The sequence below is a fragment of the Agrococcus sp. ProA11 genome (assembly GCF_039880525.1).
Lineage (GTDB): Bacteria > Actinomycetota > Actinomycetes > Actinomycetales > Microbacteriaceae > Agrococcus > Agrococcus chionoecetis.
This window is the reverse complement of sequence record NZ_CP156989.1, coordinates 2167061-2183764: the sequence shown is the minus strand read 5'-3', so window position 1 is coordinate 2183764 and position 16704 is coordinate 2167061. Positions and strand designations below refer to the sequence as shown.

10 protein-coding genes are annotated in these 16704 nt (G+C 71.7%); 7 read left to right on the top strand and 3 right to left on the bottom strand.

The genetic code is table 11. The features are described 5' to 3' along the window. Positions 1 to 255 precede the first annotated feature (255 nt). Both ABG090_RS10415 and ABG090_RS10410 read left to right on the top strand, forming a co-directional pair. Entirely contained in the window at positions 256 to 2151 is a 1896-nt protein-coding gene (locus ABG090_RS10415) for an ABC transporter ATP-binding protein (protein ID WP_347754411.1), read from the top strand. Next, positions 2148 to 3971, top strand: coding sequence for an ABC transporter ATP-binding protein (locus tag ABG090_RS10410; RefSeq protein ID WP_347754410.1), 1824 nt, complete (start codon positions 2148 to 2150; stop codon positions 3969 to 3971). Before ABG090_RS10415 ends, ABG090_RS10410 begins: the two co-directional genes overlap by 4 nt. Before the next feature lie 245 nt (positions 3972 to 4216). Here the strand turns inward: ABG090_RS10410 and ABG090_RS10405 are convergent, their stop codons facing one another. The 3 genes from ABG090_RS10405 to ABG090_RS10395 are packed head-to-tail and all read right to left on the bottom strand — an operon-like array spanning position 4217 to position 7236. After that, positions 4217 to 5704: an alpha-amylase family glycosyl hydrolase gene (locus ABG090_RS10405; RefSeq protein WP_347754409.1), complete on the bottom strand. Its 1488-nt coding sequence runs from the start codon at positions 5702 to 5704 to the stop codon at positions 4217 to 4219. 56 nt (positions 5705 to 5760) lie between these two features. Beyond that, positions 5761 to 6207 carry a GNAT family N-acetyltransferase gene (locus ABG090_RS10400; RefSeq protein ID WP_347754408.1) on the bottom strand — a complete coding sequence of 149 codons (447 nt, stop codon included), beginning with the start codon at positions 6205 to 6207 and terminating at the stop codon, positions 5761 to 5763. A gap of 57 nt (positions 6208 to 6264) precedes the next feature. Then, positions 6265 to 7236, bottom strand: a complete 972-nt coding sequence (locus ABG090_RS10395) for a hexose kinase (protein ID WP_347754407.1) — start codon at positions 7234 to 7236, stop codon at positions 6265 to 6267. A 125-nt stretch (positions 7237 to 7361) separates the two neighbouring features. On the opposite strand from ABG090_RS10395, the gene ABG090_RS10390 reads away from it, so the two are divergent. From ABG090_RS10390 to ABG090_RS10370, 5 genes are all read left to right on the top strand, one after another. Beyond that, positions 7362 to 8057 carry a hypothetical protein gene (locus tag ABG090_RS10390; RefSeq protein ID WP_347754406.1) on the top strand — a complete coding sequence of 232 codons (696 nt, stop codon included), beginning with the start codon at positions 7362 to 7364 and terminating at the stop codon, positions 8055 to 8057. A gap of 109 nt (positions 8058 to 8166) precedes the next feature. Then, positions 8167 to 9297 (top strand): hypothetical protein, encoded by a 1131-nt coding sequence (locus tag ABG090_RS10385; RefSeq protein ID WP_347754405.1) that lies wholly within the window; start codon positions 8167 to 8169, stop codon positions 9295 to 9297. 81 nt (positions 9298 to 9378) lie between these two features. After that, entirely contained in the window at positions 9379 to 11328 is a 1950-nt protein-coding gene (locus ABG090_RS10380; RefSeq protein ID WP_347754404.1) for a chaplin family protein, read from the top strand. A 160-nt stretch (positions 11329 to 11488) separates the two neighbouring features. Next, complete coding sequence (locus tag ABG090_RS10375; RefSeq protein WP_347754403.1) at positions 11489 to 13048, top strand: DNA polymerase Y family protein; 1560 nt, start codon at positions 11489 to 11491, stop codon at positions 13046 to 13048. A gap of 121 nt (positions 13049 to 13169) precedes the next feature. Then, on the top strand, positions 13170 to 16565 hold the full coding sequence (locus ABG090_RS10370; RefSeq protein ID WP_347754402.1) for an error-prone DNA polymerase: 3396 nt from the start codon (positions 13170 to 13172) through the stop codon (positions 16563 to 16565). The last annotated feature ends 139 nt before the right edge of the window (positions 16566 to 16704 follow it).

Here is a 16704-nt window from a genome sequence, read left to right as displayed (position 1 = left end):
CCGCGCCACAGGGGAGCGGGCGACGGAGGAGAATGCCATGCGCACGACGACGACCACCCCGATCGCTGCCGCTGGTCTCCTCGTCCGCTTCGGACGCGTCGGAGCCTAGAAGCAGCACGGGCCCGCCGCGAGCGTCGCTCGCACTGCCGGTGTCGGTGGCACAGCCGAACATCGACGCAGCACCATCATCCGCGACCCACCGGTCGCGCCGCTCCACCCGCTGATGCACGACGTCAGCGGCATTGAAGGACCCCCATGTCTTCGACGTCCACCCCGGATGCAGCACCTGCAGCACAGGCCGCACCGACCGGCCACCTGCGCGCGCTCGGCCGGCTGCTGCCCTACATCCGCCCCGTGCTGCCCCGACTGCTCCTCGGCACGCTCGCGGCGCTGCTGTCCGCCCTGCTGAGCCTCGCGACCCCAATGGTCATCCGCGCGCTCGTCGACGGGCCGCTCGCCGAGAACAACGCCGCCGCCGTGTGGCCGGTCGCGCTGTTGATCCTCGTGCTCGCCCTCGGCGAGGCGCTGTTCGTCTTCCTGCGCCGATTCCTCGTCACGCTGCCGTCGACGAGGGTCGAGGCGGCGATGCGCAGCGCGCTCTATCGGCAACTGCAGGCGCTGCCGGTCGCGTTCCACGACCGCTGGCAGTCGGGTCAGCTGCTCAGCCGTGCCGTGCAGGATCTCGGCCAGCTCCGCCGCTTCCTGGCCTTCGGCGCCCCGCTGCTCGTGGTCAACTCGATCACGCTCGTGGTCGGCATCGTGATCCTCTTCGTGTGGAGCCCGGTGCTCGCCAGCATCTTCGTGGTGCTCTCGCTGCCGATCGCCGTCGTCGCGCTGCGCTTCGAGCGGCGCTACCACCTGGTCTCGCGCTCGGCGCAGGATCAGGCCGGCGACCTCGCGACCACGGTCGAGCAGTCGATCCACGGCATCCGCGTGCTGAAGGCGTTCGGCCGCGACCGGCACGCGCTCGAAGGCTTCACCGCGCAGGCGACGCGGCTGCGCGAGACCGAGATCGACAAGGCGCGCATGGACGGCTACCTGTGGATGTGGCTCACGATCGTGCCCTACATCTCCTACGCCGTCTGCCTGTTCGTCGGCGTCGGCCTCGCCGCGAGCGGCCAGCTCTCGGTCGGCACGCTCGCCGCGTTCTTCGCGGTCGCGATGGTGCTCAACTGGCCGATCGAATCCATCGGCTTCCTCTTCGCCTTCCTCATCGACGCGTCGAACGCCTCGCGCCGCTTCCACGAGATCACCGACTCCGAGAACACCATCGTCGACCCCGCGAACCCGCGGACGATCGCCGACGCCAAGGGGTCGCTGGTGTTCGAGGATGTGCACTTCCGCTACCAGGACGCGCAGGAGCACGAGCGCGACCTGGTCGACGGTGCGACGCTCGAGCTGCAGCCCGGCGAGACGATGGCGCTCATCGGCATCACCGGCTCCGGCAAGACGACGCTCACCGCGCTGCCGACCCGCCTCTACGACGTCACGGGCGGCCGCGTGCTGCTCGACGGCGTCGACGTGCGCGACCTCACCCTCGCCGAGCTGCGCACGCACGTGGCGATGGCGTTCGAGGATGCCACGCTGTTCTCGGCCTCGGTGCGCGACAACGTGCTCATGGGTGCCCCCGAGGCATCCGAGGCCGCCCTCGACCGCGCCCTCGCGATCGCGCAGGCCAGCTTCGCGCGCGAGCTGCCCAAGGGGCTGGACACCGAGATCGGCGAGGAGGGTCTGTCGCTCTCGGGCGGCCAGCGGCAGCGGCTCGCGCTCGCCCGCGCGGTCGCCGCGGCGCCCGCGGTGCTGGTGCTCGACGATCCGCTCTCGGCACTGGATGTCGAGACCGAGGCGCTCGTCGAGGAGGCGCTCCGCAGCGTGCTGGAGACCACGACGGCGCTCATCGTGGCGCATCGCCCCAGCACCGTGCAGCTCGCCGACCGCGTTGCGCTGATGCGCGACGGGAAGATCGACGACGTCGGCACCCACACCGAGCTGCTCGCCCGCAACGACCACTACCGCTTCGTGATCTCGAGCCTCGAGGAGACCGAGCGCGACCGCCAGAGCATCGAGGCCGTCACCGGCTCGATGCAGGTGATCGACCTCGAGCAGCTCGACGACCTCGATCCGCAGTCCTCCGAGGAGGTGTCCCGATGAGTGTCCAGGGAGTGCAGGGCGAAGACCGCTCCGACTACACCAAGGAGGAGTCGAAGCTGATCCGCGCCCGCTCGCGGCGCCTGCTCGGCTCGCTGCTGCGGCCGCACATCCGTCGCGTGGTGCTGACGATGATCCTCGTGGTGATCTCGGTCGCCGCCGGCATCGCCGGGCCCATGATCATCGCCTTCGGCATCGACCACGGCCTCTCGTCGATCGTCGATGATGCCGACTGGATGCCGCTGTGGGGCGCCACCGTCATCTACATCATCGCCGCGATCGTCTCCGGCGTGCTGATGTTCCTCTACACGGTGAGCGTCGCCCGCATCAGCCAGACGGTGCTGTTCGACCTGCGCCGACGACTGTTCTCGCACTCGCAGCGCCTCAGCCTGGAGTTCCACGAGAGCTACACCTCCGGTCGCATCATCGCGCGGCAGACGAGCGACCTCGAGTCGATCCGCGACCTGCTCGACCAGGGGCTGAACGAGCTGGTGCGCGGCGTGCTGTTCATGGGCTTCACCGCGGTGGCCATGGTGATCCTCGATCCGCTGTCGGGCCTCATCGTCGGCATCGCGCTCATCCCCGCGATCCTGCTCACGCGCTGGTTCCAGGTGCGCTCGACGAAGCTGTTCCGCGAGACCCGCACCACGAGCGCGCGCATGATCGTGCACTTCGTGGAGACGATGACGGGCATCCGCGCGGTGAAGGCGTTCCGCACGGAGCCCAAGAACCAGCGCGAGTTCGATCAGCGCGTGGACGACTACCGCGACGCGAACTTCCGCACCATCAACATCTTCGGCATCTACGAGCCGGGCATCATGGCGATCGGCGCGGTCACGCTCGCGACGCTCATCCTGGTGGGCGGCCTGCGCGTCGTCGAGGGCTCGCTCGAGATCGGTGCGCTGCTCGGCATCGCGCTGTACGCCCGCAACTTCTTCCAGCCCATCCAGGGCATCGGCATGTTCTTCAACGGCTACCAGGCCGCCTCGGCGGCACTCGAGAAGATCTCGGGCGTGCTGGAGGAGGAGCCGACCGTGCAGGAGCCGAGTGAGCCGAAGGCGCTGCCGACGTCGCGCGGCCAGATCGACTTCGATCGCGTCGAGTTCGCGTACGAGACCGGCGCGGACGGCACCGGCAAGGTCGTGCTGCCCGACTTCGAGCTGCACATCCCCTCCGGTCAGACGATCGCGCTCGTGGGCACCACGGGGGCCGGCAAGTCGACGCTGGCCAAGCTCGTCTCGCGCTTCTACGACCCGACCCGCGGATCGGTGCGGCTCGACGGCGTCGACCTGCGCGAGCTGGCGAACGACGACCTGCGCCGCGCGGTCGTGATGGTGACGCAGGAGGCCTATCTCTTCTCCGGCACGGTCGCCGACAACATCGCGCTCGGTCGCCCGGGGGCGAGCGCCGAGGACATCGAGCAGGCGGCCCGCGCGGTGGGCGCGCACGAGTTCATCACGGCGCTGCCGGATGGCTACGACACGGATGTCGCCAAGCGCGGCGGACGCGTCAGCGCCGGCCAGCGACAGCTGCTCTCGTTCGCCCGGGCATTCCTCGCCGACCCGCGCGTGCTGATCCTGGACGAGGCGACCGCCTCGCTCGACATCCCGTCGGAGCGGCTCGTGCAGACCGGCTTGACAACGCTGCTGGCCGACCGCACGGCGATCATCATCGCGCACCGGCTATCGACCGTCGCGATCGCCGACCGGGTGCTGGTGATGGAGCACGGGCGCATCATCGAGGACGGCAGCCCGGAGGAGCTGATCGCCGAGGGCGGGAAGTTCGCATCGCTGCACCGCGCGTGGCGGGAGTCGCTGGTTTAGGGCGACTCGCGGGCTGGGTCGACTCCGACTGGTGCTGCTGCGCCCGACCGGGGTCGGCGTGCCGGCACCGCTCGCGCGCAGACGCACCGCTCGGCGGCCGGAGCGCCTCGTAGGTCGAGGAGGCTGCGGCCTGCAGGGCCGCGGCCGTCACGAGACCGGATTGCGAGCGTGTGGGTTGGTCTCGTGACGCGCGCGGCTGCGCCGCACGCTCCTCGACCGACGAGGCTGGCGAGAGGGCGCGCCGGCTACGGGCGGGTGAAGCGGTCGAGCGCGACCGCCTGCCACGGGCCGAGCTCGAGCGCCGCTACGCCATCGCTGACCTCGACGACGGATGCGCACTCCGGCACGACGACGTCGCAGTAGCTGCCGTCGGGCAGGCCGACCGGCACCTCGACGGCGGTCGGCTCGTCGTCGAGCAGCACCGCGAACGCCGCAGCCTCACCCCGGAGCGACGTGTAGACGTGATCGATCGAGACCGTCTCGGTCACCGGCTCGTCCACGATCCGGGAGCGCCACGAGACCAGTTCGAGCGTGCCCGGCCAGCGGTGCTGGCAGACCCAGGCGCCGTCCTCCCACGCGTCGACGGCTCCGGGGCGCTCATCGCCGGTGCAGGCGGCATCCGCCACCGACAGATCCACCTCGGTCACCGCCCCGTCGTCCGCCGTCGTGCGTTCCGCGGCCTCCACCGCAGCCCCGGCGTCGCGGTCGCTGAACGCGTAGCCGGAGTAGAGCGTGGGCGGGCCGTAGTCGGAGGCGAGCATGATGGCCGTCGCCGCAGCGAACTCCGCGCCGTCTTGGTAGGAGAGCGTGGTGTCGTTGCGCTCGGTGTCGTGGTTGGCGATGAAGGTGCGCGCCTGCTCCTCGAGCAGCCCGTAGGAGGTCGGGCTGAGATCGGCCAGCGCTCGCGCCGAACCGCTGTGCACGAACTCGCCGACCCGCTCGGCCCAGCCGAACTCCCACACGGTGGAGAACGAGGTGTACTGCTCGGGGCTGACGGGCTCGCCGGCACCGCGGATGACCTCGCTGATTACGGGCGTGCCCGCCGGCAGCCGTGCGACGATCGCGGCCAGGTCATCCGGATCGATGTGCTTCGCGGCGTCGATGCGGAACCCGGTGACACCGAGGTCGAGCAGCGACTGCAGATAGGCGCCGATGTTCGCTCGCACGTGCTCGGTCTCGGTCGCGAGATCCGCGAGGTTCACCAGCTCGCAGTGCTGGATGACGAAGGGATCGGTGTAGCCGTCGATGTCATCGTCGGGCGTGCGGTCGCAGCGGTGGAAGTCGTCCTGGCTGTAGAGGCCAGGATAGGCGTAGTGGCCGAACTGCGAGCCCGACCAACCGGTGCCGGCATCGACGCCCGCCATGTGGTTGATCACCGCATCCGCATACACGTCGACCCCGGCGCTGCTGCATGCGCGCGTCATGTCGGCGAACTCGTCGCGCGTGCCGAGGCGCGAGTCGACCATGTAGGAGACCGGCTGATAGGACCACCACCACTCGCTGCCGTCCGTGCTCGCGAGCCGGGCGGTCGAGCCGTCGACGTGCTCCTGCGGCGGCGAGGTCAGCACCCAGGCGACACCCGCCTCGCCGAGCGTCGCGCACTCCGCGGCGATGGCGTTCCACGTCCACTGGAACATGGCGACGCCGGTGTCGCGGCGCTCAGGGGCGGCGGATGCGCAACCGGCGACACCGAGCACGGCAGTGACCGCGAGCGCCGCGATCAGACGTCGCATCGCACCATCGCGATGGCTGCGCCGCAGCACGGGGAAGCCGGTTCAGATCGCGGGTGTCAGAGCGTCTTGCGCCCGATGGCCTCGCCGTACTCGTTCTCGCCGATGACCTCGAAGCCGACAGCCTGGAAGAAGCGACCCGGGCCGAGGTCGCCCCGCTCCCAGACGGCGTAGATGCTGTCGAAGCCCTTGCGCTTCGCCTCTGCGGCGGCCTGGTCGACCATGAACGAGCCGACGCCGCGGCGCTGCGCGTCGCCGGCGACATACATCTTGAGGATGCTCGAGCGGTACTCCTCGCGGTCGACCTCGGGGTCGAAGTTGGCCATCACGAAGGCCACCGGCTCATCGCCGTCGAAGATGACGCGCTGCCAGGCGCTCTGCGTGTTGACGAACTCCTCCAGGCGCGTATTGGCCGCGAGGAATGCCTCCTGGCCGCGCTTCAGGGTCAGCCCGTTGGCCGCGACGATGTTCGCGGCAGACAGCTCTTCGACGCGCAGGTTCTCCATGCGCACACCGTACCAGCGGTTCCGGCGCCACGACATGGCGGCGGGCCCGGCTGCGGGTCAGCCGATGGTGGTGATGCGGATGCGCGACGAGAGCGCTGCCGCGTCGGCGATCGAGCCCGCCTGCGGTGACAGCACTGCTGCGCTCGACCAGGCTGCCGCGCGCGCCAGCTGCTCCTCGATCGTCGTTCCTTCCGCCACCGCCTGGGCGATCGCGGCGACGGCCGCATCGCCCGCGCCGGTCGGGTTGCCCTCCAGCACCCGGTCGAGTTGCGCGTGCCAGGCACGGCCATCGGGCAGCACCGCGAGCATCCCCTCGATGTCGAGCGAGGCGAAGACGGTGCCGGTGCCCTCGGCGGCGAGCCTGCGCGCGGCGTCGAGCGGATCGGTGCCGCCCATCGCATCCAGCAGCTCGTGCCGATTCGGCTTCACCGCCGTGGCGCCTGCGGCCACGGCGTGCCGCAGCTGCTCGCCGCCGACGTCGATGATCGAGGGCTTGCCGGCCTGGACGGCCAGCCCGACGACGCTCGCGCAGAAGCCGGGCGGGGTCTTGGGCGGGAGGGAGCCGGAGGAGATCAGGACGCGCGCGCTGGCCACCTCAGCGCGCACGATCTCGAGCAGCCGATCCCAGTCGTCGAGCGAGATGGCGGCGCCGCGCTCGTTGAGGTTGGTGGTGCCGGCTGGCGTGACGATCGCCGTGGTGCGGCGGGTGGGCGACTCGACCTCGATGAGGCGGTGGGCGATGCCCGAGCGGTCGAGGTCGTGCACGAAGAGCACGCGCACGGGCCCGCCGATGGGCGCGATGACCATGGCGGGCTCGTGGTGCTGGTGGAGCACGCGCGCGACATTGACGCCCTTGCCGCCGGCCCGGGAGAGGCCCGTCTCGACGCGGTGGCTGGTGCCGATCCGCAGCTCGTCCATCGTGTAGGTGATATCGATCGCAGGGTTCGTGGTGACGCACAGGAAGGCGGCGTCGGGCGTCGATGCGTCAGCGGTCGATGCGACGCTCAGGTCGTCGGCGGTGGGCGCCATCAGGCCTCCTGACGCTGGGATCCCGCGAGGGATGGATTGGTTCGATCTTCGCATGAGCGCCGATGCTTCGACACGCCGCACAGCTTGCTGCATTCGAACACATGTTCGAGAATGGAGGGATGGGGATGGCATCGACGAGGCTCGAGCGCCGTGCGGGTGAGGATCGCACGGCGACGGTCGAGGCGCTGCGTGCTCGACTGCGAGGCATGCAGCAGGCGTCGGCTGTGCAGGCAGTCCCGGCGGTCGACGAGTCGGTGCCGGAGGGGCTCGACGAGGTGGTCCGCCGACTGCGCTCGGGGGTGGCGCACAGCATCGAGTCGCGCGGGCTGGCGCTCGCGTGCTTGGGAGCCGCCATGCCTCCCGGCGCGTGGGGCGCGATCGTCGGCATGCCCGATCTCGGCATCGAGGCTGCCCGCGATCTGGGTGTGCCGATCGACCGGGTTGCGCTCGTGCCGCACCCGGGTCGCTCATGGCTCGACGTGGTCGCGAGCCTGGCGGAGGCCATGCCGGTGGTGCTGGCTGCTTCGCCTGGCCGCGTCTCACCCACCGACGCTGCACGGCTCGCCGCGCGGCTGCGGCAGGCCTCGTCGACGCTGCTCATCGCGGGTCCGTGGCCGAATGCCGCGACCGTCGTGCGCAGTGTGCGCGCCGAGTGGCAGGGTCTCGCCGATGGCGACGGGAGGATCGCCACCGGCGGCCTCATCGTCGAGGTCGCATCCGGTGGGGCGCCGAGCCGTGCGCGCATCCCGATCGCCGGTGACGGCGCGACGGCCGCCGTGCACGATGCGAGCCGAGAGCTCCTGCACCAGCCTGCCGCCTGATCCGACGGCTCCCAAACCTGGGAATGATCTGAGATTGTCTTGCTTTCCTGCGCGATCGGCGTAGCGTCGGGCGTGAGCACCCGGGAAGGTCACGACTTCGGAGGCAGGCATGGGAGCGATCGCAGCACGCGGACCGCTCCGCATCGTGCGCCTCGCGCTCGCGAGCGGCGCCGTCGCCATCGGTGCAGTCTCGCTCTCCCTCCTCGCCGGAGCGCCCGCTCACGCCAGCGGACTCGGCGATGACCGCGGAGGTCTGACCGGGCTGGTCGCCGATGTCGGTGACCTGGTCGGCACGGTGGTCGAACCTGTCGGCGCGGTGATCGAGCCTGTCGGCGCGGTGGTCGAGCCTGTCGGCACAGTCGTCGAGCCTGTCGGCACAGTCGTCGAAGCGGCGACCGAGCCCGTCAGTGCCATTGCCGACGAGCTTGCGCCCGCGACCACGATCGTCGCTCCCGTCGTCGAGAGCGTCACGGCACCGATCACCCCGGTCGTCGAGGCGGCAGTCGCTCCGACCGCTCCCGTGATCGATGCCGTCGTCGCTCCTGTGGCGGACGTGCTCGCTCCGGTCACCGCTCCGCTGACCCCGGTCACCGAACCGGCCATCGGCGTCGTCGACGACACGGTTGCGATCGTCGACGACACGCTGGGCGGCGACGTCGTGGCGCCCGTCGTCGAGCCTGTCGTCGACGTCGTGGAGGAGACGGTCGGCGAGATCACGCCAGCCACGCCCGCGGAACCGGCTGCAGAGAGCCCCACGGCGCCTGGGGCACCCGGTGAAGCTCCCGGAACGATCGCGCAGCCCGCGCCAGCGGATCCCGTCGGCGCGATCGCCGAACCGCAGACAGGCTCAGACGGGACCACGACCTCCGTGCCCGCGCAGCGCCTCAACGGCAACGACCCATCCGAACCCATTCCGACGTCGAGCCTGCATGCGCTCGTGGGCGCAGCCATCGGCTTCGGGAACATGCTCGACGTCCCTGACGCGACACCGCCGGGCGTCACAGAATCAGCCGAATCGATCGACCGTTCGGTGCCGATCGGCGAACCCGCTGCCCCTGCTCCGGCCGCCGTACCTGCTGCGCCCGCAGGCGCGGGCAGCGCGAGCGGCGCGGCGGCGGCGTCACCCGCTGACATCCATGACCACCTGCTGCCCGAGCTCTCGGGCGGGCAGGCGGGCGCAGTCGATCACGACCGCGCCCCCGCCTCGATCGTCGAGGAGCACACCGCCAGCCCTGATTGAGCGATCCGCGGCCGCGCTTGCGCGGCATGCAGCCGTTCCGGTGCGGAACGGCAGATCACTCCAATCAGGGAAGGCAGAACCATGAACAACCTCATGTGGCGAGCGCTGTGCACAGCAGCGGTCGCGGGCGGCCTGTGGGCCGCGGGCACTGGCATCGCCAGTGCGACAGACACCGACGAAGGTGTCGGATCCAGCAATCAGACAGTGGTGTCGCTCTCGGCACCCATCACGGTCGGCGGCAATGCGGTCGCGCTACTCGGCGATGCCGAGTCGAGCGACTCGGCGGCGTCCTCGACCGCGACGACACCATCGGCAGATGTCGACACGTCGGGCATCGGGGGCGTGCTCTCGGGCAACGCAGCGCTCATCGCGGTCGATGCACCGGTGACGGTGGGCGGCAATGCGATCGCCGTGCTGGGCGACGCGTCGAGCTCGGGCTCGACGGCGGAGTCGTCCTCGTCCTCTGGCAGCGCCGCTGGTGCGGCGACGTCGGGCGATGACGGGCTGCTGTCCGGCTCGCAGGCCGTGGCGGATGTTGCTGCACCCGTGACGGTCGGCGGCAACGCGGTTGCGGTGCTGGGTGACGCGACGAGTTCTGACTCGAGCGCTTCGGCGACGAGTGACGGCTCGGGTTCGGCAGATGGTGCGTCGACGTCGGGTGACGACAGCCTGCTCGGCGGGACGCAGGTCGTCGCCGATGTGCTGGCGCCGGTCGTCGCCGGCGGCAACGCGGTCGCGGTGCTGGGCGATGCGACGAGCTCGGGTTCGAGCGCGTCGGGTTCGGCGGGTTCGACTGACTCGGGTTCGGCGGATGGTGCGTCGACGTCGGGTGATGACAGCGTGCTCAGCGGGACGCAGGCGGTGATCGGTGCTGTGGCGCCGGTGGTCGTCGGTGGCAACGCGGTCGCGGTGCTGGGCGACGCGACGAGCTCGGGTTCGAGCGCGTCGGGCTCGGCGGATTCGGCTGGTTCGGGTTCGGCAGATGGTGCGTCGACGTCGGGTGATGACAGCGTGCTCGGTGGGACGCAGGTCGTCGCCGACGTGCTGGCGCCGGTCGTCGTCGGTGGCAACGCGGTCGCGGTGCTGGGTGACGCGACGAGCTCGGGTTCGAGCGCGTCGGGTTCGGCGGGTTCGGCTGGTTCGGGTTCGGCGGATGGTGCGTCGACGTCGGGTGATGACAGCGTGCTCGGTGGGACGCAGGTCGTCGCCGATGTGCTGGCGCCGGTCGTCGTGGGCGGCAACGCGGTCGCCGTGCTCGGTGACGCGACGAGCTCGGGTTCGAGCGCGTCGGGCTCGGCGGGTTCGGCTGGCTCGGGTTCGGCGGATGGTGCGTCGACGTCGGGTGATGACAGCCTGTTCGGCGGGACGCAGGTCGTCGCCGATGTGCTGGCGCCGGTCGTCGCCGGTGGCAACGCGGTTGCCGTGCTCGGTGACGCGACGAGCTCGGGTTCGAGCGCGTCGGGCGCGGTGGGTTCGACGGGTGGTCCGTCGACGTCCGGTGATGACAGCCTGCTCGGCGGAACGCAGGCGGTGATCGGTGCTGTGGCGCCGGTGGTCGTTGGCGGCAACGCGGTCGCGGTGCTGGGCGATGCGACGAGCTCGGGTTCGACGATCGACTCCGGAGCCACCGATGGTGAGACGCCGGTCACGCCTGGAGAGCCGGCGACGCCCGAGCCTGGTTCGCCGGTGCCTGGAACGCCTGTCGAGCCGGGCGCGCCCGTCAAGCCGGGTACCCCGGTGGAGCCGGGTGCTCCTGTCGAGCCCGGAACACCGGGCGAAGAGGTCGAGGAGGGTGCGCTCGGCGAGTCCGGCAACCCCGACGCTCCGGTCGATTCCGGTGACAGCAAGGTCGATGCCTCGGTCCTGGATCGCACCGCTGGCGCAACGGGCGTGGATCGCTCGGCCGCTGGGGCAGCGTCGCTGCCGCAGACGGGGGCGACCCAGACCGGGGCGCTCCCGATCGGGCTGGCACTGCTGGCTCTCGGGCTGCTGCTGCTGATCGGCGCGCGTCGCGTGCAGTCGATGCGTTGATCGAGCAGGCGAGCGCGGGGCGCGACCGTGCGCCCCGCGCTTCCGCCTGCCCACAAGCAGCCGCGCGTCATCGACCCCCGACACGAATGTCGGAACCGAGCCCGAAGCGACACACCGCATCCGCTTGACTCCATTCGAACGTGTGTTCGATCATGGTCGAGTGACCAGCGAGACGATCGAGCGCGGTGCCGAGCCGCGAGGTGCGCGGCCGCGGGACAGCCGCGTCGGTGTGCTCCGCGTGCCCGACTGGCCGGTCGTCGTCGCGCGTCAAACCGGAGCGCTGCCCGCCGGCGGCGAGGTCGGCGCGCCGGGTGCCGTGGTGCACGGCCTGCGCATCGTCGCCTGCGATGCCGGGGCTCGCAGCGATGGCGTGCGGATCGGCATGCGGGTGCGCGATGCGCAAGCGGCGTCTCCCATGCTCGCGCTCGCGCCTGCCGATCCGGTGGGGGAGGCGCTCGCCTTCGAGCGCGTCGTGCGCGCGGTGCTCGCGGTGGTGCCGGCGGCGCAGCCCATCGGCGATGGTGCGCTGGCCTTCCGGATGCGCGGGGCGAGCAGGTTCTACGGCTCCGAGCCGCGCGCGCTCGAGGCGGTGCGCGCTGCGCTCGCGCCACTCGGGCTGACTGCGGCCTTCGGCGTTGCCGACGACCGCTTCACGGCGGAGCTCGCGGTGGGCGCGGGCAGCGAGACGATCGTGCCCGACGGGCGCAGCCGCGAGTTCCTGAGCTCGCTGCCGGTGAGCGTGCTTGGCGACGACGAGCTGCCGAGCATGCTCCATCGCCTCGGGGTGCACACGCTCGGCGGCTTCGGGCAGCTGCCCGACGACAGCGTGCGCGACCGCTTCGGCCCCGCCGGCCTCGTCGCGCTCGCCCGCGCCCGCGGGCTCGACGATCGACGCATCGATGAGGCGGGGCTGGGCGAGGAGCGGGCCCTGCGGCTCGTCTTCGAACCGGGCATCGAGGGCGTCGCCGAACTGGCGCTCGCGGTGCGCGAGCCGGTCGACCGCTTCGTGCGGCAGCTGGCGGAGCAGCGGCTGGTGTGCAGCGAGATCCGCATCCTGCTGCGCGGCGAGGAGGGGCGCGTGAGCGAGCGGCTCTGGCGCCAACCCGGCTTCCTGCGCGCGGGCGACATCGTCGATCGGATGCGGTGGCAGCTCACCGAGAGCGAGCTCGGCTCGGCGCTCGTGGAGGTGCAGGCGAGCCCCGAGCGCCTCGACGCCGACGCCGAGCACATGCCGGGGCTGTGGGGCGGCGGCGACATCGACGACCGCACCAAGCACGCGCTCGAACGGCTGCAGCGCATGCTCGGCCGCGAGGCGGTGCTGACCGCCGCCACCGGTGGTGGCCGGCTGCTGGCCGAGCGGGGTGTGCTCACGCCTTGGGGGGATGCGGCACCGGTGCAGTCCGCCGGGCCATGGCCGGGCGCGCTGCCGGCCCCGCGCCCGAGCGTCGTCTTCCGGCCGCCGCTGCCGGTGCTGCTCACCGACGCGGAGGGGCGCTCGGTCGAGCCCGGTGCGCTCGACGTGCGCGATGCATCCCCCGCCGTGTTCTCACCACCCGCGGCGCCTCGCCGCCGAGTCGTGGCGTGGGCGGGGCCGTGGCCGATCCGGCGCCGCGAGCTGGGCGACACGGTGCACCGCGTGCAGCTGCTCGACGGCGAGGGCGAGGCGTGGGTGCTGCTGCACGTCGATGGCGCATGGCTCGCGGAGGGCCGCTATGCCTGACGATCGACGCCGCACTGCCGCCTGCCACCCGACTCTCGTCCGTCAACCGGTCCTGTGGTCTGGCGGACCGATATTTCGGCTGCGCGACCACTGGACCGGTTGACGGACGGAGGGGGAGCGGATGGCTGGCTGGAACAACCCGTCGATGCCCTGGCGCGAGCTCGAGGGCATCCTCAGCGACCGCGACGTCAGCGCGGGCAAGACCGCCGTCGCGGCCGAGCTCGAGGAGGCGCGCCGGCCGCGCATCCGCGTGCCCGCGCCAGGGGCGACGACCCCCTATGCCGAGCTGCACGCGCACTCGCACTACTCCTTCCTCGACGGTGCCTCCAGCCCGGCAGAGCTCGTCAACGAGGCGCGCAGGCTCGGGCTCGAGGCGCTCGCGCTCGTCGACCACGATGGGCTCTACGGCGCCGTGCGCTTTGCCGAGGCCGCCGCAGAGGCCGAGCTGCCGACCGTGTTCGGCACCGAGTTCACGCTCGGCCTCGAGGCGCCTCAGCACGGCATCCCCGACCCCGACGGCAGTCACCTCGTGGCGCTCGCGACCGGCCCGGCCGGCTACACGGCGCTCGCCACCGCGCTCACCGACGGCTACCTGACCTCCGACATGCACGGCCCGGGCGAGAAGGGCAGGCCGGTGTTCGAGCTCGAGCAGCTCGCCGAGACGGCGAACGGGGAGTGGATGGTGCTCTCGGGCTGTCGCAAGGGCAGCGTGCGGCAGGCGTTCGAGCGGCTCGGCTCGGCGGCGGCAGGCGCGGATGCGGCGGGCACGGAGCTCGATCGGCTCGCGTCGCTGTTCGGCCGCGACCGCGTCGTGGTGGAGCTCAGCGACATCGGCGACCCGCGCGACTTCGAGCGCAACCGGGTGCTCGCCGAGCTCGCGGAGCGCCGGGGGCTGCCGGTGATCGCCACCACGAATGCGCACATCGCCTCGCCCACCCGGCAGCGGCTCGGCGATGCGGTCGCCGCGGTGCGCGCCCGCCGCTCCATCGACGAGCTCGACGCCTGGCTGCCGGCCGGCGGCGTCCCCTCGCTGCGCAGCGGCACCGTGATGGCCCGTCGCTTCCGCGCGTTTCCCGGTGCGATCGACACGGCTGCGGCGCTCGGCCGCGAGCTCGCCTTCGACCTGCGCGCCGCATCCCCTCGGCTGCCGAACGTCGAGGTGCCGGAGGGGCACACGCCCATGAGCTGGCTGCGAGCGCTCGTCGCCGAGCGGCTGCCCCGCGTCTACGACGCCGTCGACGGCCGTCCGAGCCCCGAGGTCGCCGCCCGGCTCGAGCACGAGCTCGGCCTCATCGACGAGAAGGGCTTCGCGGGCTACTTCCTGATCGTGTTCGAGATCGCCGAGTTCGCGCACGATCGAGGCATCCTCTGCCAGGGCCGCGGCAGCGCCGTCGCGAGCGCCGTCTGCTTCATCCTCGGCATCACCGCCGTCGACCCGATCCGCTACCGGCTGCCGTTCGAGCGCTTCATCTCGATGATGCGCGAGGAGGAGCCCGACATCGACATCGACTTCGACGCCGGCCGCCGCGAGGAGGTCATCCAGCACGTCTACGAGCAGTACGGCAGACGCAACGCCGCCCAGGTCGCCAACGTCATCACCTACCGACCGAAGTCGGCGGTGCGCGACGCCGCGAAGGCGCTCGGCTACGCGGTCGGCCAGCAGAACGCCTGGTCGAAGTCGGTCGAGTCGCGCTCGCAGGCCGAAGCCCCCGGCATCCCCGACGCCGTCGTCGAGCTCGCTGGCGAGTTCCTGCACGCGCCCCGCCACCTGGGCATCCACTCCGGTGGCATGGTGCTCACCGAGGAGCCGGTGGGCTCGGTCTGCCCGATCGAGCCCGCCCGCATGCCCGGCCGCACGGTGCTGCAGTGGGACAAGGACGACTGCGAGTGGATGGGGCTCGTGAAGTTCGACCTGCTGGGCCTCGGCATGCTCAGCGCGCTGTCGCACACGATGGCGCTCGCAGCCGAGCAGCTGGGCGAGTCGTGGACGCTCGCGTCGATCCCCGTCGAGGAAGCCGGCGTCTTCGACATGCTCTGCGAGGGGGATGCCGTCGGCATCTTCCAGGTGGAGTCACGGGCGCAGATGGCGACGCTGCCGCGCCTGAAGCCGCGCTGCTTCTACGACCTGGTGGTCGAGATCGCGCTCATCCGACCCGGGCCGATCCAGGGTGGCGCGGTGCACCCCTACATCCGCCGCCGCACGGGAGCAGAGCCGATCACCTACCCGCATCCGCTCCTGATCCCTGTGCTCGAGCGCACGCTCGGCGTGCCGCTGTTCCAGGAGCAGCTGATGCAGATGTCGGTCGCGGTGGGCGGCTTCGACGCCGCTGAGGCCGACCAGCTGCGCCGCGCGATCGGCTCGAAGCGCTCACTCGATCGGATCGCGGCGCTGAAGGCGAAGCTGTTCGCCGGCATGGCGGCCAACGGCGTCGAGCCGGATGTCGCCGAGTCGATCTACCGCAAGATCGAGGCGTTCGCCGGCTTCGGGTTCGCCGAGTCCCACTCGCTCGCGTTCGGGAAGCTCGTCTATGCGTCGTCGTGGATGCGACTGCACTACCCGGCGGCGTTCCTTGCCGGATTGCTGCGCAGCCAGCCGATGGGGTTCTGGTCGCCGCAGACGCTGACGGCGGATGCGCTGCGGCACGGGGTCGAGACGCTGCGGCCCGACGTGGTGCGCTCCGCGATCGACGCCGGGCTCGAACCGAACGGGTGCGCGGCCGGCGGCGACGACGCCTGCCTGGCGCGCGAACAGCCGCCCGTGCCGCCCGTGGCTTCCGAGACCCTCGCGATGCGCAACCGGCACCGCCGCGATGGGGCCTTCTCGGTGCGGATGGGCCTGTCGAGCGTCACGGGCGTGGGCGCGGCGGCCGCCAACCGCATCGTCGCGGCGCGGGAGGCGGCGCCGCTGCGCGACATCCATGATCTGGCCCGGCGGGCCGACCTCGACCGCGGCGAGCTCGAGGCGCTCGCGACCGCCGGCGCGCTCGAAGGGCTGGGGGTGACCCGCCGTGAAGGGCTGTGGCTCGCCGGCCCCGCCTCGACCGAGCGCGAGGACCAGCTCGAGGGCTCGCAGGTGAGCCTGCAGCCGCCGCTGCTACCGATCCTGAGCGCCGAGGAGCAGGTGGCGCTCGACGTCTGGGCGACTGGCGTGACCCCCGGCGACCACCCGGTGCGCTACGCGAGAGGCATGCTCGATGGGCGCGGCGTGCTGCCGATCGCCGCTCTGGCGCAGGCGGAGGAGGGGCGCCGGGTGCAGGCGGCAGGCATCGTGACGCACCGGCAGCGACCCAGCACGGCGCAGGGGGTGACGTTCATGAACCTGGAGGATGAGACGGGGATGCTCAACGTCATCATCTCGAAGGGGCTGTGGGCGCATGCGCGGCAGGTGGCGAGGCATGCGCCGGCCCTGATCGTGCGGGGGATGCTGCAGCGCACGCCCGAGGGCGTGATCGCGCTGCTGGCCGACCGGCTCGACCGCTTCGACGTGCCGAGCCCCCGCTCCCGCGACTTCCAGTAGCCCGGCGGAACGGATCGTGGGTGCCTTCGGTCTCGAGACGGCGGCGTCCCTGCGGGCCGCCGCCTCCTCGACCTACGGAGTGCGGGCCGTCGCCTCCTCGACCAGCGGCGGGGGTGACCTCGTAGGTCGAGGAGCGGGC

Excerpts from the sequence above, each read along its gene's own strand:
- ABG090_RS10415 (WP_347754411.1), top strand. The coding sequence starts at position 256 with ATGTCTTCGACGTCCACCCCGGATGCAGCACCTGCAGCACAGGCCGCA.
- ABG090_RS10410 (WP_347754410.1), top strand. The coding sequence starts at position 2,148 with ATGAGTGTCCAGGGAGTGCAGGGCGAAGACCGCTCCGACTACACCAAG.
- ABG090_RS10405 (WP_347754409.1), bottom strand. The coding sequence starts at position 5,704 with ATGCGACGTCTGATCGCGGCGCTCGCGGTCACTGCCGTGCTCGGTGTC.
- ABG090_RS10400 (WP_347754408.1), bottom strand. The coding sequence starts at position 6,207 with ATGGAGAACCTGCGCGTCGAAGAGCTGTCTGCCGCGAACATCGTCGCG.
- ABG090_RS10395 (WP_347754407.1), bottom strand. The coding sequence starts at position 7,236 with ATGGCGCCCACCGCCGACGACCTGAGCGTCGCATCGACCGCTGACGCA.
- ABG090_RS10390 (WP_347754406.1), top strand. The coding sequence starts at position 7,362 with ATGGCATCGACGAGGCTCGAGCGCCGTGCGGGTGAGGATCGCACGGCG.
- ABG090_RS10385 (WP_347754405.1), top strand. The coding sequence starts at position 8,167 with ATGGGAGCGATCGCAGCACGCGGACCGCTCCGCATCGTGCGCCTCGCG.
- ABG090_RS10380 (WP_347754404.1), top strand. The coding sequence starts at position 9,379 with ATGAACAACCTCATGTGGCGAGCGCTGTGCACAGCAGCGGTCGCGGGC.
- ABG090_RS10370 (WP_347754402.1), top strand. The coding sequence starts at position 13,170 with ATGGCTGGCTGGAACAACCCGTCGATGCCCTGGCGCGAGCTCGAGGGC.